General features: G+C 65.9%; 19 protein-coding genes. 10 read left to right on the top strand and 9 right to left on the bottom strand.

Annotated elements, in window-relative coordinates; all coding sequences use genetic code 11:
- Positions 1-293 precede the first annotated feature (293 nt).
- Positions 294-1,775 carry an O-antigen ligase family protein gene (locus ASE82_RS08745; RefSeq protein WP_056061549.1) on the top strand — a complete coding sequence of 494 codons (1,482 nt, stop codon included), beginning with the start codon at positions 294-296 and terminating at the stop codon, positions 1,773-1,775.
- Here the strand turns inward: ASE82_RS08745 and ASE82_RS08740 are convergent.
- The gene (locus ASE82_RS08740) at positions 1,759-3,699 is read right to left on the bottom strand and encodes an acyltransferase family protein (RefSeq protein ID WP_056061545.1); all 1,941 of its coding nucleotides are present in this window, start codon (positions 3,697-3,699) and stop codon (positions 1,759-1,761) included. The two genes, ASE82_RS08745 and ASE82_RS08740, sit on opposite strands and share 17 nt — an antisense overlap.
- A 123-nt stretch (positions 3,700-3,822) precedes the next feature.
- On the opposite strand from ASE82_RS08740, the gene ASE82_RS19390 reads away from it, so the two are divergent.
- The 9 genes from ASE82_RS19390 (at position 3,823) to ASE82_RS08695 (ending at position 15,998) form a co-directional block, all read left to right on the top strand.
- A complete protein-coding gene (locus tag ASE82_RS19390; RefSeq protein WP_056061542.1) occupies positions 3,823-4,995 on the top strand; it encodes a glycosyltransferase family 4 protein in 1,173 nt (390 codons plus the stop codon).
- Positions 4,992-6,002, top strand: a complete 1,011-nt coding sequence (locus tag ASE82_RS08730) for a glycosyltransferase (protein ID WP_056061539.1) — start codon at positions 4,992-4,994, stop codon at positions 6,000-6,002. Before ASE82_RS19390 ends, ASE82_RS08730 begins: the two co-directional genes overlap by 4 nt.
- Positions 5,999-7,336 (top strand): oligosaccharide flippase family protein, encoded by a 1,338-nt coding sequence (locus ASE82_RS08725; protein ID WP_056061535.1) that lies wholly within the window; start codon positions 5,999-6,001, stop codon positions 7,334-7,336. Before ASE82_RS08730 ends, ASE82_RS08725 begins: the two co-directional genes overlap by 4 nt.
- A complete protein-coding gene (locus ASE82_RS08720; protein WP_056061532.1) occupies positions 7,333-8,502 on the top strand; it encodes a glycosyltransferase family 4 protein in 1,170 nt (389 codons plus the stop codon). The genes ASE82_RS08725 and ASE82_RS08720 overlap by 4 nt, the downstream gene beginning before the upstream one ends.
- Before the next feature lie 29 nt (positions 8,503-8,531).
- A complete protein-coding gene (locus ASE82_RS08715) occupies positions 8,532-9,626 on the top strand; it encodes a glycosyltransferase (RefSeq protein ID WP_056061529.1) in 1,095 nt (364 codons plus the stop codon).
- Positions 9,627-9,635: 9 nt separating this feature from the next.
- Entirely contained in the window at positions 9,636-11,006 is a 1,371-nt protein-coding gene (locus ASE82_RS08710) for an O-antigen ligase family protein (RefSeq protein WP_056061525.1), read from the top strand.
- Positions 11,006-12,607, top strand: coding sequence for a hypothetical protein (locus ASE82_RS08705; protein ID WP_056061523.1), 1,602 nt, complete (start codon positions 11,006-11,008; stop codon positions 12,605-12,607). Before ASE82_RS08710 ends, ASE82_RS08705 begins: the two co-directional genes overlap by 1 nt.
- Before the next feature lie 75 nt (positions 12,608-12,682).
- Positions 12,683-13,543 (top strand): WecB/TagA/CpsF family glycosyltransferase, encoded by an 861-nt coding sequence (locus ASE82_RS08700; RefSeq protein ID WP_235524627.1) that lies wholly within the window; start codon positions 12,683-12,685, stop codon positions 13,541-13,543.
- 37 nt (positions 13,544-13,580) lie between these two features.
- Positions 13,581-15,998: a WD40/YVTN/BNR-like repeat-containing protein gene (locus ASE82_RS08695; protein WP_082441382.1), complete on the top strand. Its 2,418-nt coding sequence runs from the start codon at positions 13,581-13,583 to the stop codon at positions 15,996-15,998.
- 80 nt (positions 15,999-16,078) lie between these two features.
- Here the strand turns inward: ASE82_RS08695 and ASE82_RS08690 are convergent, their stop codons facing one another.
- From ASE82_RS08690 to ASE82_RS08655, 8 genes are all read right to left on the bottom strand, one after another.
- On the bottom strand, positions 16,079-16,402 hold the full coding sequence (locus ASE82_RS08690) for a Rap1a/Tai family immunity protein (RefSeq protein WP_056061521.1): 324 nt from the start codon (positions 16,400-16,402) through the stop codon (positions 16,079-16,081).
- An 89-nt stretch (positions 16,403-16,491) separates the two neighbouring features.
- Positions 16,492-17,217, bottom strand: a complete 726-nt coding sequence (locus ASE82_RS08685; protein WP_056061517.1) for a hypothetical protein — start codon at positions 17,215-17,217, stop codon at positions 16,492-16,494.
- A 111-nt stretch (positions 17,218-17,328) separates the two neighbouring features.
- A complete protein-coding gene (locus ASE82_RS08680) occupies positions 17,329-17,628 on the bottom strand; it encodes a hypothetical protein (RefSeq protein ID WP_056061514.1) in 300 nt (99 codons plus the stop codon).
- 477 nt (positions 17,629-18,105) lie between these two features.
- Positions 18,106-20,226: a GumC family protein gene (locus ASE82_RS08675; protein ID WP_056061512.1), complete on the bottom strand. Its 2,121-nt coding sequence runs from the start codon at positions 20,224-20,226 to the stop codon at positions 18,106-18,108.
- 64 nt (positions 20,227-20,290) lie between these two features.
- Entirely contained in the window at positions 20,291-21,646 is a 1,356-nt protein-coding gene (locus ASE82_RS08670) for an outer membrane beta-barrel protein (RefSeq protein ID WP_156348823.1), read from the bottom strand.
- 77 nt (positions 21,647-21,723) lie between these two features.
- The gene (locus ASE82_RS08665) at positions 21,724-22,275 is read right to left on the bottom strand and encodes a polysaccharide biosynthesis/export family protein (protein ID WP_235524626.1); all 552 of its coding nucleotides are present in this window, start codon (positions 22,273-22,275) and stop codon (positions 21,724-21,726) included.
- Between the two features lie 104 nt (positions 22,276-22,379).
- The gene (locus ASE82_RS08660) at positions 22,380-22,931 is read right to left on the bottom strand and encodes a glycosyltransferase (RefSeq protein ID WP_235524625.1); all 552 of its coding nucleotides are present in this window, start codon (positions 22,929-22,931) and stop codon (positions 22,380-22,382) included.
- A gap of 5 nt (positions 22,932-22,936) precedes the next feature.
- A complete protein-coding gene (locus ASE82_RS08655; protein WP_056061499.1) occupies positions 22,937-23,383 on the bottom strand; it encodes a hypothetical protein in 447 nt (148 codons plus the stop codon).
- Positions 23,384-23,646: the final 263 nt, after the last annotated feature.

The raw sequence follows: 23,646 nt of genomic DNA, 5'->3' as shown, positions 1-23,646 counted from the left end.
CGGGTTCAACCATCCAAAGACGTTTTCAGCCCATTAAATTGTAAAAATCGACATTGGAAGTGGGAACGGATGAAGATCGGTTCATTTCGATTGCTCTAAATTAGAGTTTCCGAGCATGAACAAAGCAAGCACGGCGAAGATATCGCGGGTCGCGGATGGCTGGACGCCTGTCGTCGCGGCGGATAGAACTCACGTGACGGTCGCCTGCGTATCGTCGGCCGCATCGATAGCTATCGTGCAACCTGTTCGGCACGCATCGTAGCTGCGATGCATCCTATCGAGAGAGTTTCCGCATGCTTTCAGGTCCCGACGGCGCGAACCGATCCGAACGCGCGAACCGATCCACCGGCATGGGCGGGACCGCGAAGGCGCTGTCGAAGGCGGACGCCTATTCGGGCAGCGACTGGCTCGCCAAGCTCGGCAAGGGCAGTGCGGACGACGACGCGCCGATGCTGAGAAGCGTCGGCGATCGCCTGATGCCGCTGCGGATCGCGATCATCGCGCTGATTTCCCTGGTGATGCTCGGTCCGATCATGACCAATGTCGAGGGCGGCAATGGCGGTGACGGGAGCGCCGTACGACAGATCGGCTATCTCGCGATCCTGGCCGGCACGATCTTCGCGATCCGTCCCTCGGCAAGTCCGAAGTCGCTAGTCGCGTTCACCTGGCCGATGCTGCTGGCGCTCGCATGGTGCTGGATCAGCGTATCCTGGGCGCTAGACCCGGGCACCGCATTCCGCCGTGTATTCCTGACGACGCTGGTCGCATGGATGGTGTTCAGTCTCGTCCGGCACGGCGGCTATCAACTGAACGTCGACCTGCTTCGCTATTCGCTGCTCGCCGCGATCCTGATCTCGTATCTCGTAGTCGTGCTGGATCCGATGGTAGGCATTCATCTTGAGGGTGAAGAGCAGGCGATGGCGCTGATCGGTAATTGGCGCGGCTTTCTCGGGCACAAGAACTTCGCCGGCGCAGTGTGTGCGCTGTGCATCATCATGTTCCTGTTCGATGCCAAGCGGATCCGACCGACGATCCGCATTTTCGCGATCGTCGTGGCCGGGTATTTCCTGTTCAAGTCGCAGTCGAAGACGTCGGGTGGCATGGTGGTGCTCGCCTCCGTCGGCGGCATTGTCTTCGAGACGGTCAGCATCCGGCTGCGTCGCTACATCATCCCGATCCTGATGATCGTCGGATCGGTCTTCTGGTTCCTGACCAGCGCCTATGCCGACATGGTCCAGTCCAACTTCCTCCAGCCAAAGGCATTTACCGGCCGCGGCCAGATCTGGGGGGCGCTGCTGAACTATGCCGGCGATCACCCCCTGCTCGGCGCAGGCTTCGGGTCGTTCTGGAACATCGAGGGCAGCAGCCCGGTGTTCCAATACGGCCATGGCTATGTCACCAAGATCACCGTCGGCCATTCGGGGTATATCGACCAGCTCGTGACGGTCGGTATTCCCGGCGTGTTGCTGATGGTTTTCGCGATGGCGGTATGGCCGTTGGGAAGGCTGCTCGCGAGCGCGGACGTCGCGAAGGGGCGAGGCGCGCTGATCTCGGCGATGCTAATGTTCTGCATCGGCCACAACATCACCGAGAGCGGCCTGTTCGAGCGCGACGGCATCGTCAGCACGATCTTCTTCTTCGCGGTCGCGCTCGCGCATTATTGCACGATGGACGACAAGCGGACCGCACCGGTCAAGCAGGCGGGCGACGACGTGATGCGCGAACTCCGCCGTCGCAAGCGCAAGCATCGCCCGGTGCTTACCGCCGGCGAATGACCGGGTGACGTGCGAGGATCGCCGCCAGCGCAGCCTGTGCGCCGGCCGGCGTGAAGTGCGAATGATCGAAGTGTAGCGGCGTGCCGTCAGCGGTGGTCAGGCGGCAGGTCGTGCCGGTGCATTCGGTGTCGATCGCCGAGGCGTAATCGGCGCCCGCTGCGCGGACCGGCCCCGCCATCGCGCGATCGAGCGCGATACGGTCGGATAGGCGAAACCCATCCGCGAGCGTCGAGTCGCCGTCCGCGTCCGATCGCACGATCAAGGTAGGCAGGTCCGCGTCATATTCGACCGAGGGCCCGATCACCAGAACGCGCGTGCCACGCGCCCGCAGCCAGCGGATCGTATCGAGCAACGCTGGCTGCTCGAAGTCTAGCCACCGTGCGGACAGCACGACCGTGTCGATCCGCTTGAAATTCAGTGTGCCGAACGCGGCATCCATGGTCGTGCGACAGGTCGGCAGGCCCTTCCCATGCAGCAACGGCCGACACCCCGCTGCGGTCACCTGCACGATGTTCGCGCCCGGCAGCAGCGTGTGCAGCGCTTGCGAGAAATGCGCGCCATGGCTGTCGCCGAACAGCGCGATGTTGGGCTTGGTCGCCGATAGACGCAGGCAATCGGGCGAGAAGCCGCGGCCGGTCGGCAAGACGAAGCAGCGATCCGTACTGAACTGCCGTTTGCCCGCGTCCGTCGAGTCCCAGCCGAGATAGCTGGCGGCCATCGCCTGGCGCGGCGAGAGCGGGCGGATGTCGTCGGCCTTGGCGGCGATCGTCAGTCCGGTGATAGCCATCGCTGCGAGCAGCACGACCGCGACGGCGTGCGGAACAAGCCCTGATCCGCTGCGCCAACGCCGGCTCGCCGGACGCTCGATCAGTGCAAAGCTCAGCCATGCCGCGCCAAGCGACGCGCAGAGCAGTCCGAAAGTCTCGACCGGCGCGAGCGTCGAGCCGTGGCGGATCTGGTAGAAGGCGATGATCGGGCGATGCCAGAGATACGCCGAATAGGAGATCAGTCCGACCGTCCGCAGTGGCCACGCACCGAGCAGTCGTGCCGTCGGACCCTCGCCGCCGTACGCCAGCAGCACCGCGGCCGCGATCGCGGGGGGCAGCGCGAAGGGCACGGGAAACGGCCATCCGCTGCTGATCGCGATGCAACTCGCGGCGATCACTGCGATGGCGAGGATGCACAGGGCCGCGCGGATCGAGCGGTTCGCGATCGTCGGTACGGCGCCGAGCGCGACCAGCGCGCCAAGCGACAATTCCCAGATTCGCGCGGGCAGCAGGAAGAACGCGGCGGAAGGGTAGGTCGTCGCCAGCCATCCGCCGATCGCGAACGAGGCGAGTGCGAGGCCGGCGATCACTTGCGCGAGACGTTGGCGCGATAGCCCCCGGAGCGACCACAGCAACACTGGGTAGAGCAGATAGAATTGCTCCTCCACCGCCAGCGACCAGGTATGGACGAGCGGCTTTGCGTCCGATGCCGCCGCAAAATAGTCCGAGGTCAGGTAGAAATAGACGTTCGACCCAAACACGCTGGTCGCCGCCGCGCTCCGCCCGAGATCGCGCAACTGGTTGGGCAGCAGGAGCACGCAGCCGAGCGCCAGCGTGACCGTCATCATCACGAGCAGCGCCGGCAGGATGCGGACGATCCGGTGTCGATAGAAGCGCGCGATCGAGAAGCGCTCCTCGGCGATATCGCGCACCATGATCGCGGTGATCAGGAACCCAGAGATCACGAAGAAGATGTCGACCCCGACGAAACCGCCCCGCAACTTCGTCACGCCGCAATGCAGGAGCAGGATCGGCAGGATCGCAAGCGCCCGCAGCCCGTCGATATCCGGCCGATAGCGGAGCGCGCGTCCGTCCTGCGATGCCGACGTTCGCGTGCCTGCGTGCGCGGCCGACCCTGTCGCTATGCTCTCGCTCACCTGTACCGACGCCCCCACTTGCGCCGTCGGTCTATAGCGGGTGGCGGCATGCTGCTAGGGCCGGCATGGACGCGCCTGCCGGGCGTTGCTACGCGCAGACGGCGGCGGGGGGCGGATCATCTGGTGACGGGTACGAACGACGAGCCTTCGCAAGCGGCAGATGCACGGCGCCTTCGGGTGATGCACGTCATCACGCATCTCGACATGGGCGGCGCCGAGAACGTCGCGCTGGGGTTGATCAATGCCTTGCGCGACCGGGTCGAGTTCTCGCTGTTCGCGGTGCTGCGCCAGTCGCCGCTGAGCAAGGTCGGGCAGGATATGGCCGAGCGGCTGGAGCGTTGGCACGTGCCGTTCCGGTTCGGCACCGAGCGCGGGTTCAAGTCGGGCGGCGTGGTCTTCGCGGCGCGGTCGCTCGCCCGCGCGGTAGCCGAGCAGCGACCCGACCTGATCCATGTCCATACCGAGATCCCGGAACTGACGCTGGCGGTCGCGGGCCTGATCTCGCGGCGCGTCCGCCGCACGCCGTTGCTGCGCACCGTCCACAACAGCGAGTTGTGGATCGCTTGGGGCAGCATCGGCCGATGGGTGACGCAACGCCTCGCCAAGGGCGACGCGGTGGCGGTGTCGCGTAACGCCGCCAACGCTGACGCGGCGATCGTCACGCGCGGGCGCCGACCGCTCGCCGACGTCATCTACAACGGCGTGTCGCCACCGGCGGCTCTTCCGATCGTGCGGGAAGAGGGCCTGGTACGCCTGTTGTTCGCGGGACGCCTCGTTCACCAGAAGGGCGCCGATATTTTGCCTGCCATCCTCCGCGAGGCCCATGCCCGCACGATACGCCGCGACGTCGTGGTGACGATCGCCGGCTCCGGCGCGATGCGAGACTCGGTGGCGCAAGGATTAGCGGAGGGCCTGGAGGGCTGGGATGTCCGGATGACCGCGCCGATCGAGCGCCTGTCCGAACGCCTGCAGGAGTATGATGCGGTGCTGCTGCCGTCACGGTTCGAAGGGTTCGCGCTGCTCCCACTCGAGGTGCTGATGGCGCGCATCGCACTGGTGACCACCGACGCTCCAGGCCTCGATGAGGCGATCCCGGCCGACTATCCGTTCAAGGCCGCAGTTGACGACGTCGCGGGGATTGGCGCGCAACTGGCGAAGGTGATCGACGATCCGGCGACCGCGCGCGTCACCGCGGCACGCTACGGCGCAGGCCTCGCGCGTAGCTTCAGTCCGGAGGCGATGGCGTCGGCGTATCTGGCACGCTATCGCTCGCGTGGGGATACGGGGGCAGAGTGACGGTCGCAGTCGGGATCAAGGCGCTGAACGAGGCGGCGCATATCGACGCCGCGATCGGCAGCGCGCGCGCCGCGCTCGATCGGGTCGGTGGCGGGCTGGTCGTGCTTGCCGACAGCGGATCGTCCGATGAGACGATAAAGCTGGCGCAGGCGTATCCGGGCACGCGGATTGCGCAGCTCGCTGATCCTGCCGAGCGGTCCTGCGGCACGGGGGCACAACTCGCATTCCAGGCTGCGTCCGAGACCCCCGGCGTCGACTATTTCTACTTGCTCGACGGCGACATGGTGCTCGACTCCAGCTTCCTCGAAGCAGGCATCGCCTTCCTCGAGGCGAACCCCCGCCACGCCGCGGTCGGAGGCCGCGTGCGCGAGGTCAACACCGACAGCATCGAGTTCGAACTGCGCGCGCGCAACGATCGCGTGAAGGGGAGCGCGGTGGCGGGCGATGTCGACCGGCTCGATTGCGGCGGGCTGTACCGCGTCGCCGCGGTGCAGCGCGTCGGGCATTTCGCCGACCGCAACCTCCACGCGTTCGAGGAATATGAACTCGGCGCCAGGTTGCGCGCGGATGGCTGGCGGCTGGCGCGGATCGACGTGCCCGCGGTCGAGCATCACGGCCATGCGACCGGCGGCTACCAGCTGATGTGGCGACGGTTGCGCACCGGCTATGCCGGCGGTCCGGGCGAAGTGATCCGCGCCGCCTGGGGCCGCCCGCACTGGTCGCAGGTCCTGCGTGGGTTCGCCCAGTTGCGCTACAGCGTGATCGTCTATGGCTGGTGGCTGGCGATGCTCGTCGCGCTCGCGATGGGGCAGGGGATCGCCTTGCTCGCGGTCGTGCTGCTGCCGGTCGTGTTCCTGACGATGCGCCGGCGGAGCCTGCGGGTCGGGATCTACTCGCTGGTGACGTGGAACGTGATCGCGATCGGCATGCTCCAGGGCCTCATGCGCGCGCGCCGCCCCGCCGATGCGCCGGTTCGCGCGCGCGACCTGTCCGCGCCGGGGCGATGAGCACCGCGTCCGGTTATCTCGGCAAGTTCGTCTGGACCGCGGGCACCTTCGTCGTGTCCGCCGGGCTGAAGTTCGGGCTCAACATCGTCCTCGCCTATCTGCTCGCGCCGGAGATCCTGGGCGTGATGGTGGTCGTCAACGCGATCCGGCTCGGCGTCGAATTGCTGACCGATGTCGGGATCGAGCAGAACATCATCCACCACCGCGACGGGCTCGACCGCCAGTTTCGCGACACCGCGTGGACGCTGCAACTGCTGCGCGGCGTGCTGTTGAGCCTGGTCTTCCTGATCGCCGCGCCGTTCCTCGCCCACGCCTACGGCATCGACGTCCGCATCTTCCTGGTCGCGGCGCTGTCGCCGATGATCGGTGGCGCGCACTCGACCGCGATCTTCGTACTGGTCAAGCAGATGGAGGTCCGCCGCCGCAACCTGTTCGAACTGTCGTGCGAGGCGCTGGCGTTCGCGGTGCAGGTCGCGCTGGCGGCGTGGCTGCGCTCGGTGTGGGCACCGGTCATCGGCCTCGTCCTAGCGGTCGCGATCCGCTCGGCGCTGAGCTACCTGCTGCCCGATCCCGGCCAGCGCCTCCGCTTCGACCGCGAAATCGTCCGGCGGATCATTCATTTCGGCAAGTGGATCGCGATCACGTCGCTGGTGATGTACGCCGCGACCAATCTCGATCGGCTGTATCTCGGCCGGGTCGCGCCGCTCGCGCTGCTCGGCATCTACGGCATCGCGCGCGCGATCGCCGAGCTGCCGACCACGCTCGCGCGGCGGATGAGCTATCAGATCATCTTCCCCGCGCTTGCCAGCGTTTCCGAAACCGACCGGGCGGGGCAGATGGCGGCGATCGCCGGCTCGCGCGCGGTGTTCACGCTCGGCGTCTGCGCGGCGCTGGCGTTGGCGGCGTCGGTAGCGGACGGCCTGATCCTGGTGATCTACGATCCGCGTTACCAGGCGGCGAGCTGGATGCTGTCGGTGCTGCTCGGCGGCGCGGTGTTCGCGGTGCTGTCGAACCTCAACGAGGCGTTGCTGCTGAGCGCGGGGCGGCCCTTCTATGCGAGCGTCGCCAACATGATGCGGCTGGCGACGCTCGCCATATTGCTGCCGACCGGTCACCGGCTCGCGGGCTTTCCCGGCGCGGTCGTCGCGGTCGCGGTCACCGAGCTGCTGCAATATGGCTATATCGCGGTCGGCCTGCACCGCGTGCGGATGAGCTTCTGGCGGCAGGACGCGCTGGCGATCGGCGCGGCCTGCGCGGTGTTCGCGGTGATGCTCGCGGTCCGCTGGCAGCTCGGGTTCGGCACGCCGCTCGCGGGCCTTGGGAGGATCGGATGACTCGCCTGCTGATCGTCCATTATGCCGGCGACTACCGCGAGGCCGACCGCCTGCGCCGCGCCACCGGGGGCGAGACCTATTACGGGCACGGCTATGTGCTCGACCAGCTCGCCGCGTGGCAGGCAAAGCACGAGGCGGTCGGGTTCCTGTGTTCGCTCGCGCCGTCTTATTGGGAGACGCTCGACAGCGGCGTGACGGTGATCGGCGCCGATACCAACCCGGACCAGGATCCCGTACCGGTGCTGGCGTTGATCGAGCGGTTCGCGCCGACCCACCTGATCGTGTTCGGGCCGATGCTGCATTTGATCCGCTGGGGACTGGAGCACGATGTCCGGCTGGGCGTGATCATGGCCGATTCGTTCGCCAATCCCTATTATCGCTGGGTCCGGTTCCGGCGGCTGCCGAAGCTGCTCAACGATCGCCGCGTGACGCTGGTCGCCAATCACGGCGCCAATGCCGCGCGGGCGCTGGTCGGGATCGGTTTGCGCGCGGACAAGGTGCTCGCATGGGATTTCCCCCACGATCGCACGCCCGAGACGCAGGCCTGCAAGGCGCGGGCGTCGGGACCGCCCTTCACGCTCCTGTTCGTCGGCTCGATCAGCGCGAAGAAGGGCGTCGGCGACCTGGTTCGCGCGGTAGCGTTGCTGAAGGACCGCCTCGACGTCCGGCTCGATGTAGCGGGCTTAGGCGCAACGGATAAGTTCGCGGCGCTGGCGACACGCCTCGGCGTTGCCGATCGTGTCCGGTTCCTTGGGCTCGTCCCGAACGGTGCGATCCCGGCGATGATGCAGGAGGCCGATGCGGTGATCGTACCCAGCCGTCACAATTTCCCCGAAGGCCTGCCGCTGACGCTGTTCGAGGGGCTCGCCTCGCGCACGCCGGTGATCGCGTCGGATCATCCGATGTTCGACGGGCATCTGGAGGACGGCGAGAGCGCGCTGGTGTTCGCCGCCGGCAAGCCACGCGCGTTGGCGGATGCGATCGCGCGGCTGATGACCGATCCGGCGCTGTATGCGCGGGTGTCGCAAGGGTCGGCGGCAGCGTGGCACCGGATGCAGAACCCGGTCAAATGGGGCGAGATGATCGATCGCTGGGTGCGCGACGATGCCGAGGATCGCGCCTGGCTGTCGGCGCACACCGTCGCGGCACTGGACGGGCCGGCATGACGGCTCGAACCGGCGCTATCCATTTTACGATGACGCATTCGACGGCCGGCGGCTTGCGCGAACTCTGGGACGACATCGCCGAGGGACTGATCGCACGCGGCCATCCGGTGAAGCGCTTCGTCCTCTATCCGCCCGCCGACGCGGAGCGCGAAGGCGTCGACATGGCGGTCTGGCACCACATTGCCGACGCCCGCCCGCAGTCGGTGCTCGGCGCGATCCGCACCTTCGCGGCGCTGGTCCGCTACCTACGCCGAGAGCGACCCGCCGCGGTCGTGTCGGCGATGCCTGCAGCCAACGTGCTGCTCCCGCTCGCGGTGACGATCGCGCGCGTGCGCACCCGCGTGTTCCTGTCGCATCACTCGCCGACCGACACGCATAACCGCCTGCTCGATCGGATCGACGGCTGGACCGGCAGTTTGCCGTGTGTCGCCGGGATCATCAGCGTGTCGGACGCGGTCGGCGCGACGCTGGCGCACAAGCCTGCCACCTATCGCGCGCGGACGCTCACGATCCACAACGCGCTGTCGGAGCGGGTCGAACGGGTCCTCGATGCCTTGCCTCGGGCAAAGGCGGCGGGCGACCGGTTGCGCGTCGTCGCGCTGGGCCGGCTGTCCTACCAGAAGAACTATCCGATGCTGATCCGCGCCATGGCCGAAGTGCCGGGCGCGGATCTGCAGATCGTCGGCGGCGGCGAGGACGAGGCGGCGTTGCGCACGCTCGTCGCGGACCTCGACCTCGGTGACCGCGTGACGTTCGCCGGCCTGATCCCGCGCGACGCCGCACTCGCCAAGGCTGCGTCCGCCGACGTCTTCGTCCAGGTCAGCCGCTACGAGGGGCACAGCCTCGCCCTGATCGAGGCCGCGCGGCTAGGCCTGCCGCTGGTCGTGTCGGACGTGCCGGTACAGGTCGAGGGTATTACCGCACGCGACGGAACGCGGTGTGGGATCGTCGTGCCGCTCGAGGATCCGGCGGCGCTGGCGACCGCGCTCCGGGGATTGCAGGACGATCCCGCACGCCGGTCGCACTGGGCGGATCTTGCCGCACGGCTGGGCGGCGAGGCGTCGAACGCGCGAATGCTGGATCGGTACGAGGCGGTACTGGCTCCCGCGGCACCGGCGCGATAGGAACAGGTCATGGCGACGGCGATCAACGTAGCGCGACGACCCGCATCGGGGCCGATCACGCCCCAGCAACGCGCGACGCGCCTGCGTACGCGTCGGCGCTACGCCATCGCCAATGCCTGTTTCGTGGTGTTCCTCGCGCTGGTGCTGGTCGGCACGTCGGCGTTCCAGGAATGGGCGTTTTCCGGGGCGATCGGCCAAGGCGACGCGGCCAACCAGGTGCTGCACGTCGTCATCTTCGTGATGCTGCTCGCGGGCAGCGGCATGCCGAGCAAGCGTCAGCTGTTCTGCATCCCCCTCGGACTTGCGGTGTTGCTCGCCTATTGCTTCTTCTCGGTGACCTGGGCGATCGCGCCGTTCATCTCGTTCCGGCGTATTTCGCTGACCGCGCTCGTCGTCTGGGTGACGTTCCGGCAGATCAACGATCTCGGTACCGAACGCGCACTGAAGCTCATTCGCTACGTGTTGATCGCGGTGCTGATCGTCAATTATTTGATGGTGTTCCTGACGCCCTACGGCATCCATTCGGAAGTGTTCGGCGAGGAGTCGTCGGTGGTCGGCGACTGGCGCGGGATCATCCCGCATAAGAACGTCGCGGGGGCGGCATGTGCGTTCACCGTGCTCTTCTTCACGTTCGACAACCGGCAGTTTCCGCGGATCGTTTCTGCGCTGGTGATCGCGGCGGCGACGATCTTCCTGTATTACACGCATTCGAGCACGTCGGAATTGTCGCTCGTCCTCGCGCTGGCGATGGGTTTTGCGATCCGGCCCTATGACGCCAGTCATCGCTTCGCCGTCGGGATTTGCCTTGCGATGGTCGTCGGGCTGGCGTTGCAGATCCTGTTCGTAAACCTCACGGCGTTGAGCGATTTCGTCAACGATCCCGGAGCCTTGACCGGCCGCGGCGCGATCTGGCCGCTGTTGTTCGAATATTCGCGCGAGCATCTCTGGACCGGCGCCGGCTTCAGTTCGTTCTGGCAGATCGGCCCGGACAGTCCGATCTGGACGCTGACCAGTGGTTGGGTCGCGGTGTATGCCGCGCATGGGCATAACGGCTTCCTCGACCTGCTCGTCACGATCGGCCTGCCCGGCCTGTTGTTGGCGATCGTCATGATGATCGTCTGGCCGTTGCTGCGGCTGTTGCTCAGCCAGTCGATCGGCAAGCCGCGGCGATCGCTGCTGGTGGCGATCATCATCTTCTGCGCCGGGCATAATCTGGCTGAATCCACGTTGCTGAACACCGCGTCGCTCGTCGAAGTGTTCCTGTTGATCGCGATCGCGATCACCTATCGCGAGTCCGATGCGAGCCCTGGCGCACATCACGCGCTGCGTGTGAGGATGACGCGGTTGTTGCGGAGGCCGGCCCGGCTGTCGCGCCGCTGATGGCCCGCGCGATCGGTTCGGCGCGGTTGTGGGAACTGGTGGACGGGCTGTTTCCCGCTGAAGATGGCGCCGCGCGACCGCCGGCACGCCATTGGCCGCTACGCCTCCTGATCTTCGTCGCATGGCTCGCGCTCGTGGTGTTTCTGGTCGCGCATCATGTGATGTGGCGCGACGAGGTCCGCGCGCTCAGCCTTGCGACGCAAGGGGCGTCGATCCTCGACATGCCGGCGGCGGCGCGCGGTTACGGGCATCCGCTGCTCTGGCATGTGCTCCTGCGGTTCGGCACCGACCTGTTGGAGACGAAACTCGTCTTACCGGGCCTTGCGCTGGCGATCGGCATCGTTGCCGCGGCGATCCTGGCATTTGTCGCCCGCCTGTCCCTGCCGGTGATGATCCTGACGCTGTTCGGCGGGTTCGCGACGTTCGATTATGTCGTGATGGCGCGGAACTACGGGCTCGCGATGCTGCTGCTGTTGCTCGTCGCCTGGGCCTATCCGGGAGTTCGGGAGCGCGGCCGGGCTCACCCGCTGATCCTCGGCGGCCTGTTGTTCCTGCTGTGCAATGCCAACGTCCATGCGGTCGTGCTGACCGGAGCGTTCGGTATCTTCTGGCTCGGCGACCTGATCGTGCAGGAGGGAAGGGGCTGGAGCCGGGCGAAGCGGCAATGGCTTACCGCGATGATCGTCGCCGCAGTAGGGGCGTTGCTCGCGTTCGTATCGGTCTATCCGTCGGTCGAGGACGCACCCGCCGCCGTGCACCAGAGTTTCGGTCAGACGCTGCTGCACCTCATACCCGGCGTCGAGTTCCAGCGGATCTTCGGCAATTTCAACGCCAGCCTGCCGATCACGATCTTGGCGGCGGTGCTCGTTACCGGCAGCGTCGCCGCCTTTGCGCGTCGCCCTGCCGCCTTGGTCGCCGCGATCGCAGCGCTGGCTGGGCTGCAACTGCTGTTCGTGTTCGTCTACCCGGGCCACTATCGCCACGATGCGTTGCTGATCGTGTTCGTCGTCGTGCTCCACTGGCTGACGGCGAAGGGGTTTGGCGGCTGGTACGACACGGTATTCGCCCGTCGCGCAGAGCGGATCGGACGGATCGCCTTCCTCGCCTTGCTCGCCACGCAGCTTCCCGCGACCGTGCGCGCTGTCGTCCAGGCGGCGAAGGCGCAGCCGCAGGGCGAGGCGAAAGCGCTCGTCGATCTGCTCGCGACCGAAGGCCTGTCCCGGTCGGTCGTGATCGCCGATCCGGACTTCCTGATCGAGAGCATCGCCTATTACGGCGCGAACCCGACCTGGTCGGTGCGCCGCGATCGGTTCACGTCGCTCGTGCCGATGACGCTGGCCGAGACCGCGCCGATGAGCCCGGGTCGCCTGCTCGCCACCGCAAAGCGCCTCACCACGGCCACGCACAGGCCGGTCGTGATCCTGCTCTCCGCGTCGTTCGACGATATCAGGCAGCGCACGGTCATCGATCGCGGCACGTTCGGGCCGCTGGTCCTCGATCCGGACGACATCGCCAAGTTCCGCGCGGCGACCACCAAGCTCGCGACACTGCGGACCGCATCGGGCGATGAAGTATACGACGTCTATCGACTGGCACCGTAACGTCCACAATTACGGTCTCGGGCTTGCCATGCCTTGGTGGGCTCGCGCATAGCATCCTCAATACAGGTCAGACGTTTGCGGTCTTGTAAGATCTGGACGGGAGACGAGCCGCTGTTCGAACGCGATCATCACAGTATTGCGCCAAATGCCGTCGATGCGTCCGCTGTCGATGAAGGCCTCGTGCGGACCGCGACGATCGGCGGCATGAAGATCGCCCGGCTGCGGCGCGACGAACTCGCGGCGTTGATGCTCGCCGATACGGCGCGCGCGCGGGCTGGGACGCTGGCGGAACCGCGCATCGTCACCTCGGCCAATGGCAGCGTCATCGCCGCGTATAACCGCGACGAAGAGTATCGACGGCTGATCGATGGCGCGGATATCGTCGATGCGGACGGCATGCCGCTGGTGTTCGCCAGCCGGCTGTTGTGCCGCGAGCCGCTCGAGGAGCGCATCGCCACCACCGACTTCCTGCTCGACGCGGCGACCATCGCCGCGCGCGATGACATCCGCTTCTTCTTCCTCGGCTCGCGACCGGGTGTCGCGGCCCGCGCCGCGCAACATCTCCGCAGTCGCTTCCCCGGCCTCAAGGTCGTCGGCACGCGCCACGGGTTCTTCTCGGCGGACGCGATCCCGGACATTTGCGCGAAGGTCCGCGCGTCCGGCGCCGACGTATTGTGGATCGGCATGGGCAGCCCCGCGCAGGAGCGGTTCGCGCTCGACAACCGCCATCTGCTCGGCGGGGTCGCGTGGATCCGGACCTGTGGCGGGCTGTTCGATCATTATGGCGGCGGCGTATCGCGCGCGCCGGCATGGATGCAGGCGACCGGGCTGGAGTGGCTCTACCGTGCCGCGCGCGAACCGGTGCGGCTCGGCTGGCGCTATCTCGTGACAAGTCCGGTCGCGATCTACTATCTGGCAACCAGAACGCATGATTGACAGCCCTCGCGCGGGGCCGGGATCGGCAGGGAGTTCGATGGAACCACATGTACGCCGCACCGTCCGCTACGAGGATTTCGTCCAGCCCCGCCGCCGTCGCTGGCCGTGGATCCTGGGCGTCGTGATGCTGCTCGCACTCGCCGCCGGGATCGCCGCCTTCTGGTTCGGGGGCGACCACCAGGCGCATGCCGCGCCGCGCGCTTTGTCGCAGGCCGGTGGCCCGGTCGCATCCGAGGCCTATCAGTGGAAGCACGTCGCGATCGGCGGCGGCGGCATGATCTCCGGCCTGTCGAGCGATGCGTCGGGCAAGACCTTCGTCGCGCGCACCGACGTCTATGGCGCGTATATCTGGGACGCGTCGGCGAACCGCTGGAGCCAGCTCGTCACAGCGGCGTCGATGCCCGACAGCATCCGCACGCAGAACGGCGCCGCCGCGGGTGCGTACGAGATCGTCGTCGCCCCCTCGCGCGCGCAACGCCTCTACATGGCGCTGCAGGGCCGGGTCTACCGCTCCGACGATACCGGCAGGCACTGGGTCCAGCCCAACGCCGGCAATCCGTTCCCGATGGTGTGGGACGCGAACAGCGAGTTCCGGCTGCACGGCCCGTTCATGGCGGTCGATCCGACCAATCCGGACATCGTCCTGCTCGGTACCCCGGCGACCGGGCTGTGGCGCTCGACCGATGGCGGCGCACAGTGGTCCCATGTCGGCTCGGTCCCGGTCAGCAAGGATCGCAAGCCCGATGCCGGCGCGCAGACACCCGGCACGATGCTGTGGTTCGAACGACCCGCCGGCGGCAAGCCGACCGGGCGGCTGTTCGCGCTCGCGTCGGGTGCGGGCATGTTCGTGTCGAGCGATGCGGGTGCGACGTTCCGCCCCCTTCCGGCGGTCGGGTCGCAGCCAATGACGCTCCAGCGCGGTACGTTCGATCGTCGCGGCACGTTCTTCGGCGTCGATGATCTGACCAAGTCGATCTGGTCGTACCGCGACGGACGCTGGCGCGATCTCACCGCAGACCTCGGCCTGACCGTGCGCGAATACGCCGCGGTCGTCGCCAATCCGCGTGCCGACCAGGTCATCGTCGTCGATCGCGGCGGGCAGGGCTATGCCAGCACAGACGGCGGCGCGACCTGGAACAGCGTATCGCACAGCGCGAAGGCCGGGGAGGGCGATCCCCCCTGGCTGCGCGTCGCCAACGCGCCGTTCTTCACGACCGCGGACATGATGTTCGATCCCGCGGTGCCGAACCGGGTCTGGGTCGCGGCGGGCATGGGCGTGTTCCATGCCGACGTGCCGCCCGGAACGGGGGCGCTCGACTGGGTCAGCCAGACTCGCGGGATCGAGGAACTCGTCGCCAACGACGTCATCCAGCCGTCCGGGGGCTCGCCGATCTTCGCGGGCTGGGATTTCGGTATCCACGTGAAGGACGATCTCAACGCCTATTCGACCACGTTCGGCCCCGGCGAGCGTGCCTTGATGACTGTCCCGCAGCTCGACTGGACGCCGGCCAAGCCCGGCTTCGTCGTCAGCAACGCGTCCGATGCTCGGATGGGCTGCTGTTCGGAGGACGGCAATGCGGTGATGGCGGGCACCAGCACAGACGGCGGCCGCAAATGGGGCAAGTTCCCGACGCTGCCGACGCCGCCCGGCACCAAGGACGACGATCCCTGGCGGATGTCGTTCGGGACGATCGCGGTCTCGTCCGGCGATCCGCAGAACATCATCTGGGCACCCGCGTTCAACCGCCAGCCCTATTACACCAAGGATGGCGGCCGCAGCTGGACCCCGGTCCGCCTGCCCGGCGCGAGCGGCGATACCCCCGGATCGTTCCAGGCGCAGTGGATGCAGCGCAAGACGCTGACCGCGGACAAGGCCGTCCCCGGCACCTTCTACCTCTATCATAGCGGCGGTGGCGCGAACGCCGGTCTTCAGGGCCTGTGGCGAACGACCGACGGCGGCGTCGGCTGGGACAAGGTCTTCGACGGCGAACTCGCACCGTCGAGCGAACTCGCGGCAAAGCTCCGTTCGGTGCCCGGCCATCCCGGCAACCTGTTCTTCACCTCCGCCTTCGAGCACACCAGCGACACCGGCCTGCGTCGCAGCATCGACGGCGGCAAGACCTGGCAAACCGTCACCGGCGTTACCCGCGTCGACGACATCGCGTTCGGCAAGGCGGCCAAGGGCAAGACCTATCCGACGCTGTTCCTGTCGGGGCGGGTCGCTGGTGAATACGGGATCTGGCGCTCGGTCGACGACGCCGCGAGCTGGCAGCAGCTCACGGACTTCCCGGTCGGTACGCTCGATCAGGTCAGCGTGGTCGGCGCCGATCCCGACGTCTTTGGCCGGGTATATCTCGGTTATGTCGGCTCGAGCTGGATATGGGGCGAGCCTGCTCCGTGCAAACCTGCCGCCTATCGCCCGTTGGCGGATCGGCAATGCTCATCGGTTCGCTAAGCGATAGCTCCGCGGGCGCGGGAGCGGTTCAGGCGGACTGACGCTCCCCGCCTAGTGTCAGTCCGAGATCGTAGCCGGCGCTACTTTCGTTTGCACGGGAACGCGCGCTGCAGCGCGTCGCGCACCACGAACGACGGTGCGCCAGTCGCCTTCTTGCCCCGCGTCCGCAGATATTTGCGCGCAGTCGCCATGACCTCGATGTTGGAGGAGCGCGTCGGCGACGGGCAAATCTGGCGGGCCAGCGACAGCGTGTCGAACGCCGCCAGGATATAGCCGGCGCAGAATGTCGGCGCGGGGTCGTTGTCCTTGCCGCGACACTGTTCGACGAGCTGATCGGTGGTGAGCGCGCTCACGACGACCGGTCGGTCTGCCGCGGCAGCAAGCAGGGCAAGCGCCAATATCATCGTCTTCGTCCCTCTCGACGTCGCCCGGACCGGGATCCGCCACTGTTCCAGCGTATTGGCAAAGCCACGATGGCCATGCCGGGATACACCTACTCGCTCGCCACGCTATTCAGATACGGCAGCAGGCGCACGCGTGGGAACACCTCGTCGAGCGACTTGGTATCGGGCAGGATATAGACCACGCCGCCTTTTCGCTGAAGTAGCGGGCGAAGCTTCTTCGTATAGAAACTGGTGCCGACGTTGATGCACCCGAAGCTGATCCGGTTGTCGTCCGGCGTCGGAGACAGCAGCCGTTCGACGCGATGCTCCGACTTGTGCGTGGTGATCACCGCATGCAGTGCCACCGAATTCGTATAATCCACCCAGAGGACTCGCTGGCGCCCCAGCGCCTTGCCGAATTTCGCGACGAACCTGCCCGCGGGCGTCGTCCGTTCGGCCGGGCCGATCTCCGCGAGGTTCTTCGCGCCCACGCCGGGCGTCGAATCATCGCCCATGCCGACGCCGAGCAGGACAGGGGTCTGTCCCTGGTAGTCGCCCTTGGCATTGAACAGGAACAAAGTCGCCGTCGGCTTGTCGATGACGACATAGGGCAGCGGCCCATTGTCGTGGGCGGCCGTCACCCATGCGATCATGCGGCTGGCCGCTTCCGATCGCATGGGTTCCGGATCTTCGGTCACGTCCTCGGCCGGAACGGCTTTCGGGCGTGGTTTCGCCACGACCTTGCGGTCGCGCGTGTGCGACACGGCCTTGCGGTCGGTCGCGTGCGACGCGGGGGCCGTGGCGAAACCCGGTTGCGCTGCAAGCACTGCGATCATGAGTGCCGCGGCTATGCCCGTACGCGAGGCGATACGGCACGGCCCGTCTACGGCGGCGGTCCTGTTCAGCAGACTTGTCCCTTCAGGCAACCCGAGTGCGCGATGCTGCGCTTAGCCGCGTGGCTTGCGCTGCCGCTGTTGCATCTGCTGCTCCATGCCATCGACGCGACCGTTGATCTGGTCGATCCGCTGACCGTTCTGCTGCGCCTGACCGGCAGCAGCCTGAGCCTGTGCCAATGCCTGGCCGGACGTGCCCTCGACGGTGCGCAGACGCCCGTCCATGCCGTCGATGCGGGTGTTCACGGTAGCGATCTGCTCCCGGACGAAGCCCTTCGTGGCGCAACCGCCAAGGCCCGTGGCGCCGACCAGAATCAGCGCGACCGTGGTAAATTTAGGAAGATTGGAACGCATATACTCACCTCTCCGAACGTGGATCGCATCTTCCATCCCACGCCAGCGGCGCACGACAATCGATTTTAGTCGAGACGTGCGGCTTATACGTCGGGAACCACGCGCCGGGCTTGCCCGATATGCGCGTCGTTTTGCCAGTTTGGCGGCGTTCAGAGGTTGGCCGGTTCGCGATAAGTTGAGCGTTTGCAAGGCGATGGTAGACTAGCGGCGTATCACGACTGAGCTCGGTAAGCCGCGCGGCCCACGGTCTTCCTCACTTTGCAGCGCGGGACTGCGAGAGAGTTCGTGAGAGGCGAATTTAGACTGTTCGCTGGAATGCGATCGGACCTGCCTGTCGCGGTCGTGAACGCTGCGTCAGCGTCTGTCTCGCCAAACCTATCGGCAGCGCACCGATGGTCCACCTTTAGCGGTGGTAGCTCCGTGCTCGAACGCCGTTGGTGAAGTCAGGCAATCGCCTTCACCAACGGCGCGACGCCATCATGCTTCCTGGTAATATTCCGAATATTGCTTCGAATAGTAATAATACGAACCGACTGCCTGCGAGCTCGTGTCGACCATCGTGAACATCGAGCCGACCAAGTTGGCGCCATCCGACTTCAGCCATGCGGCGGCCGACGTGACGGCGTGCTTCGGCGTGTTGTTCCAGCGGATCACGAGCGCGACCGCATCGGCCAGAGCCGCGAGGAAGCGACCATCCGCCAGACCGACGAGCGGTGGCAGATCGAGGATGATCGTGTCGTAGCGCTCGGACAGCTGCTCGAGGATCTTCGGCATCAGGTCGTTGCCGAACAGATTCTCGGACGAGAAGAATGGCTTGTGGATGATGATCTGGTCGAGATTCTGCAACCCGCTCGGCTCGATCGCCTCGTCGAGCGTCACGTCGCCGTGAAGCAGTTCAACCAGGCCGACGCCATCGGCCTTGGTCTGCGTGATCATCCGCAACTGCGCGCGGCGGACGTCGGCATCGACGATGATCGTCTTGTCCCCGTTCATCGCCATCACGCGCGCGAGGGCCAGCGCGGTGGTGGTCTTGCCTTCGCCCGGCAGCGCCGAGGTAAGCGCGATGATCTTTGGCCGAGGCTGGCCGCGGACGCCGAGCAGCGAGGCGCGGGCATTGCGCAACGCCTCGGAATATTGCGACGTCGGCTTGTCGACCACGATATCGGCAGGGTGATCCTGCCGGATATTCGGGATCGCCGCGATCAACGGCACGCCCAGCTCGCTTTCGACTTCGTCGATGCTGCGCATGCCGGTGACCAGCATTTCCTGCGTCACGATGACCGCGATGCCGACGCCGAACCCGGCGATGAGCGACAACAGGAACAGCAGCGGGCGGTTCGGCCAGCTGGGCGACTGTGGCGGCTCGGCATTGTCGATGATCTGCGCCTGCGCGATCGAGTTCTGCGCAGCCTGACGCGATTCGAGCGCCATCTGCGAGATTTTCTCGTACGCGTCGTGCTTGCCGTCGGCATCACGCTGGAGACTGGCCGCGATGACCGATGCGCGAGCGTTGCCGGCCTGCTTCTGTTCGAGCTGGGTCATCGATTGGCGCAGGCTGGCCGCCCGTGCGTCGGCGGCGCCTGCATCGGCATCGAGCGAGCGCACGACCCGACCCATTTCCTTGCTCAGTTCGGCGTCGATCCCCGCAACCTGATCGCGAACCTTGATGAAATCGGGGTGACGTTCGCCGTAGCGGCCACGGACGTCTTCGAGCGTCTGCGACAAGGATGCACGCTTGCTCCGCAGATCCTGAATGGTCGCCGACTGGCGAACATCGGAAATCGAGTCGAGCGCCCCGCGGCGGACCTGCTGTTTAGCCGACTGCTCCTTCGAACGCGCTTCGGCGGCAAAGGATTCGGCCGACGCTAGCTGTAATGACAGCGGCGCAACCTGTTGATCGACGATCGTCCCGGTCTGGTTCGAGGCACCGCGGACGATGCCGGCCTGCGCCTGGTACTGCGCGACGCGCTCGTCGGCGACGCGGATGTCGGCCGCGAGTTCATCCATGCGCTTCTGGTACCACGCCGTCTGGCGCTCGGCGGTACCGATCTTGTTGCCGACCTTGGTATCGAGATAGCCGGTCGCGAACGCATTGGCGATGCGTGCGGCCTTGTCGGCGGATTCCGAATTGAAGCGGATCGCCATGATATAGGTCAGGCGATCGCGCGCGACGTCGAGGTGGCTGTTGACCGACCGCGCGACGACATCGAGCTTGGCCGCCGGCGACAACGCAGGCTTGCCTTCGGGGGGCGGGCCACCACCGAATTCCGGATCGTTGAGCAGGTTGAGCCGCTTGACGACGACGCGCGCCAGGTCGAGCGAGCGGATCACCGACACCTCGGTCTCGATCGCCTCACTGGCGAGCTGCGCCTGCGCATCGTTGGCGGTGCGCGCCAGCGGGTTGCGGCTCGGATCGATCTGGATGCGGGTCACGCCCTGATAGACCGGCGTGATCCGCAGCGTCAGGATGATGCCGATCGCGGCGACCACCGCCGTGATGCCCAGGAGGATCAGGATGCGCCGGCGGATGACGTCGCGCACCGTGCGGATCACGTCGCTCAACCGGGTCTCGGGCTCTGCCGCGTTCACGACCTTCATGTCAGGATTTTCCTAAGTATCTGGCGGACAGGCCGTTGTTCTTCAGTTGAGACATGGTTGCGTCCTATCGTCTGATACGGATCGAGAAACGTGCACGCAACTCGTCAAAAGGATTGCCGAGGCCAATGCCGCTCGGTTTGTTGGACCCGTAGCCGATGTTCGCATCGAGACCGAGCCATCGCGTGATCTGGTAGCGGCTGCCGACTTCCGCGCGATAGACTTGCGTGGAACTCGACCGCTCCGGATACTCGCGCTTGCTGACTTCGCCGCCGACCGTGACGATCAGATTGTACAGAAGTTCGTGATCGATCGTGACTCGAATCCGGTTGTCCCAGGAACTACCCGCGTTGGACAAGTCGACGTCGATCAACCGGCGTTGCAGGAGAATACCGACCGTAGTCAGTTCGCTGGGAAACCAGTCCGCCCGTGCTTCGACCGACAGGCCGCTCGTCGTACGATACGTCTGGCTCGCGTCGAACTTGCGATAACTATAGCCGATGCCGACGGTGCCGCGCGCGACGCCGGCGATATCGAAGTTCGATCCGAACACGCCGCGATAGCCGTTTGAATCGCGGTTGGGTGCGCCGAACGCCTGCGCCAGACCATAGTTGTTCCGGTCGGCCTCGAGCCGCGCGTAAAGCGACAGGCTGGGGCTGAAACCGAGTTCATAGGTGCCAGTGCCGGCATAGGTGACGCGATCGCGATACCGCTGGTCACGGATCAACCCGTCGGCAAAGCGCACCGAACTGAATTCGTACGAGGTGCGATCGATCGTCCCGATCACGCGCGACCGGCCAGAATCGTACGACGTCCGTGTTCCCAGGAACGTGCGCAGATACCGCGACGGCTCGATCAGATTCGCGACGACGTCTGCGGAGAACGGCGACTCGTACGTCCGGTCTGCCTGTGCGTCGAGCCGCACCGTCAGGTCGCGAGTCACGTCGATGCGGCCGCTGCCCTGGACGTTCCACGCATCCTGGTTGCGGATGGTCTGCTTGGCGAAACGCCGGATGTCCGCGGCGCCGGTAAGCCGCAACTGATGCACCGACCAGTCGGACGCGACGTTCACATACGGTTCGAACGACGTGTAGACGTCGGACTTCTTGTTCGTGTTGTCGTTGAAGATGTTGTCGCTGTAACCGATCGACGTGTTTAGCTGCGGGTTTACGATGAAACTGCCGAGCCGGACGCCCAGCGCGTCATATTCGGGCCGCCCACGTTCGACGACACCGACATTGTGACCACGATCATAGTCGTCACCGCTGGTTGTCGCCGGCGGCAGCAACAGGCTGCTGGTCTGCGCGGCGGCAACGGCGGGGGTAAGCGCGGACGCTGCGATCAGCGTGCCCCGAAGCCACAATGCCGCGGCCCGGTGCCTCGACGCGGCGCGCGTCTGCGTGATGCTGCGTACCCCCGTCATATCGTCCGCGTCCCAGGTCCGGCTCGTCGAAAACAAGCGATAGCGTATCGACCGGCCTGACCGGATCGTGCTCGGTATCAGAAAAACCGCTCGGTCAGGCGGATCGTGTCGCCCGGATAGATCCGCAGGTTGGGCGTCAGGACATATTCCTGCTCATATTGATCGCCGAACCGACGGATGCGGACGGTCGCCTTGCGCGCGCGGGGCGTATAGCCCTGTGCCGTGGCGATCGCATTCAAAGCGGTCAGCCCGCTCAGATAGGGATATTGGCCGGGCGAGCGGACTTCGCCGAGGATGAAGAACGGGCGGTACGTCGCCACTTCCATGTTCACGCGGGGGTCGCGCAGATAGCCATCGGACAGGCGCGCCTGCACCTCCTGCGTGACGCGCTCGATCGGCTTGCCTGCGACCTGCACGTTGCCGATCAGCGGCAACGAGATCTCGCCGTCGCTGCTGACCGAGAAATCGCCGCTCAATTGCGGCTCATTGTAAACAATGACGCGAATCTTGTCGCCAGCGCCCAGTTTGTAGATGTCGTCGCTAGCTGCGCCCTCGGCATAGCGTTCACCGCTCGAAATAGGGGGCGGGCCGGATTTCGAACATCCGGCAAGCGCAAAGGCGGCTAGCAAGACAAAAGCCGCTCTATTTTTCACGCAAACCCCCATTTACACTGTCAGTTCTTGGCTAACATGCCGATAATAAAGCATCAAGGTAATTTGTTGCATCGCGGTATCTATCGGAGACCGGGTCTGTCGGGCTCACCGGCCCGTTTGCCGGAGAGAAAATGCCGTAGTTGTCGGATCTTGGAGGTCTTGGCGGGCCGATGAACGATCTCCGCCAATTGCTCGACAAACGCATCCGAGGCGATGGTATTGAGCGTCGGATACGCAGTCAGGTCATCGACCCGCTCGAGTAGCGCGCGCAGTTCGACTTCCGTGTCCGCGGGGTAGATGCCGGGGCGATCGCCAAATTGCCGCAAGGTCGCGAACTGGTGGCCGTTGCGATGTTCGCCCAGCTTGTGGTTTCGCGGCATCACGATGATCGGCTTGCCGAATTCCATCGCGGTGATAATCGATCCCATGCCCGCATGACACACCATCACGCGACACTCCTTCTGCAGATCGCGGAAGACGTCGTAGGCGACGTGCGCAAAGCTCTTCAGGGCGACCGGGCGATAGCGGGTCGGCCCGACCTGCGCGATCACATCGGACCGACCATGGTCGACCGCCCACCCGTCGACCGCGCGGATCAGGCGATCGAAGGGTAATTGCGTACCGACGGACACCAGGATCACAGGATTTGCCCTAGGTAACGCAGCGACGGGTTCTCGTCGGCGAGATGTTGCCACTGCGCGATTCGCAGATCGGCGAACGGCTTCACGAGGCGCCCCGACAGCGACAATGTTTCGCTGTTGGCGATACTGTCGATCCAGATCGTTCGTGCGCCGAACATCTTGGCGATCATCAGCGCAAGCGCGCCGGGTGCGGCACCGGTCGACACGACCAGGTCTGGATCGAACGCGCGGAAGACCCGCAGCAAGCCAAGCAGGGTAGGTGCCATCGCCCACGCCGAATCCCGCGCGGTGTCGGCAATTTCAAGAACCTCGCGGTCGCCGAGCGGGGGCGTCATGCCTTTGGACGTGCTGACGAATTGGCAGTCCGCGCCGACGAACGCCGCGCGAAGGCGGTGAAGTTCGATCCAATGCCCACCGGCCGAGGCGACAAGCAGGACGCGCATTGGGGTGCCGCTATCCGGATTTACCGGGAAGCGCAAATGATCGATCGATGCAACGGGTGTATTCGTTCGCCGCGGCGTAGAATCCGCCGAGGATGTGGCAGTATCGCTGTCATTGCCCGGGTTCACGAAGAACCGCTCGGGCAGGGAGCGGGCTGACGTTGATCCGACCTCAGCCACTTTGTCGCGTCCCCATCTTGCGCCACCAGTCCATCGGGATCATGCTCGACTTGGTGCATCCCGTCCGTGACTGGCCCTCTTCAATT

The sequence above is a fragment of the Sphingomonas sp. Leaf230 genome (genome assembly GCF_001421745.1).
Taxonomy (GTDB): domain Bacteria; phylum Pseudomonadota; class Alphaproteobacteria; order Sphingomonadales; family Sphingomonadaceae; genus Sphingomonas.
Note: the sequence above shows the minus strand (reverse complement) of the source record. Positions and strands in the feature narration are given on the sequence as shown.

Bases quoted from the DNA above. Each gene is read 5' to 3' on its own strand.
- ASE82_RS08745 (WP_056061549.1), top strand. From the start codon at position 294: ATGCTTTCAGGTCCCGACGGCGCGAACCGATCCGAACGCGCGAACCGA.
- ASE82_RS08725 (WP_056061535.1), top strand. From the start codon at position 5,999: ATGAGCACCGCGTCCGGTTATCTCGGCAAGTTCGTCTGGACCGCGGGC.
- ASE82_RS08720 (WP_056061532.1), top strand. From the start codon at position 7,333: ATGACTCGCCTGCTGATCGTCCATTATGCCGGCGACTACCGCGAGGCC.
- ASE82_RS08715 (WP_056061529.1), top strand. From the start codon at position 8,532: ATGACGCATTCGACGGCCGGCGGCTTGCGCGAACTCTGGGACGACATC.
- ASE82_RS08710 (WP_056061525.1), top strand. From the start codon at position 9,636: ATGGCGACGGCGATCAACGTAGCGCGACGACCCGCATCGGGGCCGATC.
- ASE82_RS08705 (WP_056061523.1), top strand. From the start codon at position 11,006: ATGGCCCGCGCGATCGGTTCGGCGCGGTTGTGGGAACTGGTGGACGGG.
- ASE82_RS08695 (WP_082441382.1), top strand. From the start codon at position 13,581: ATGGAACCACATGTACGCCGCACCGTCCGCTACGAGGATTTCGTCCAG.
- ASE82_RS08690 (WP_056061521.1), bottom strand. From the start codon at position 16,402: ATGATATTGGCGCTTGCCCTGCTTGCTGCCGCGGCAGACCGACCGGTC.
- ASE82_RS08685 (WP_056061517.1), bottom strand. From the start codon at position 17,217: ATGATCGCAGTGCTTGCAGCGCAACCGGGTTTCGCCACGGCCCCCGCG.
- ASE82_RS08680 (WP_056061514.1), bottom strand. From the start codon at position 17,628: ATGCGTTCCAATCTTCCTAAATTTACCACGGTCGCGCTGATTCTGGTC.
- ASE82_RS08675 (WP_056061512.1), bottom strand. From the start codon at position 20,226: ATGAAGGTCGTGAACGCGGCAGAGCCCGAGACCCGGTTGAGCGACGTG.
- ASE82_RS08670 (WP_156348823.1), bottom strand. From the start codon at position 21,646: ATGACGGGGGTACGCAGCATCACGCAGACGCGCGCCGCGTCGAGGCAC.
- ASE82_RS08655 (WP_056061499.1), bottom strand. From the start codon at position 23,383: ATGCGCGTCCTGCTTGTCGCCTCGGCCGGTGGGCATTGGATCGAACTT.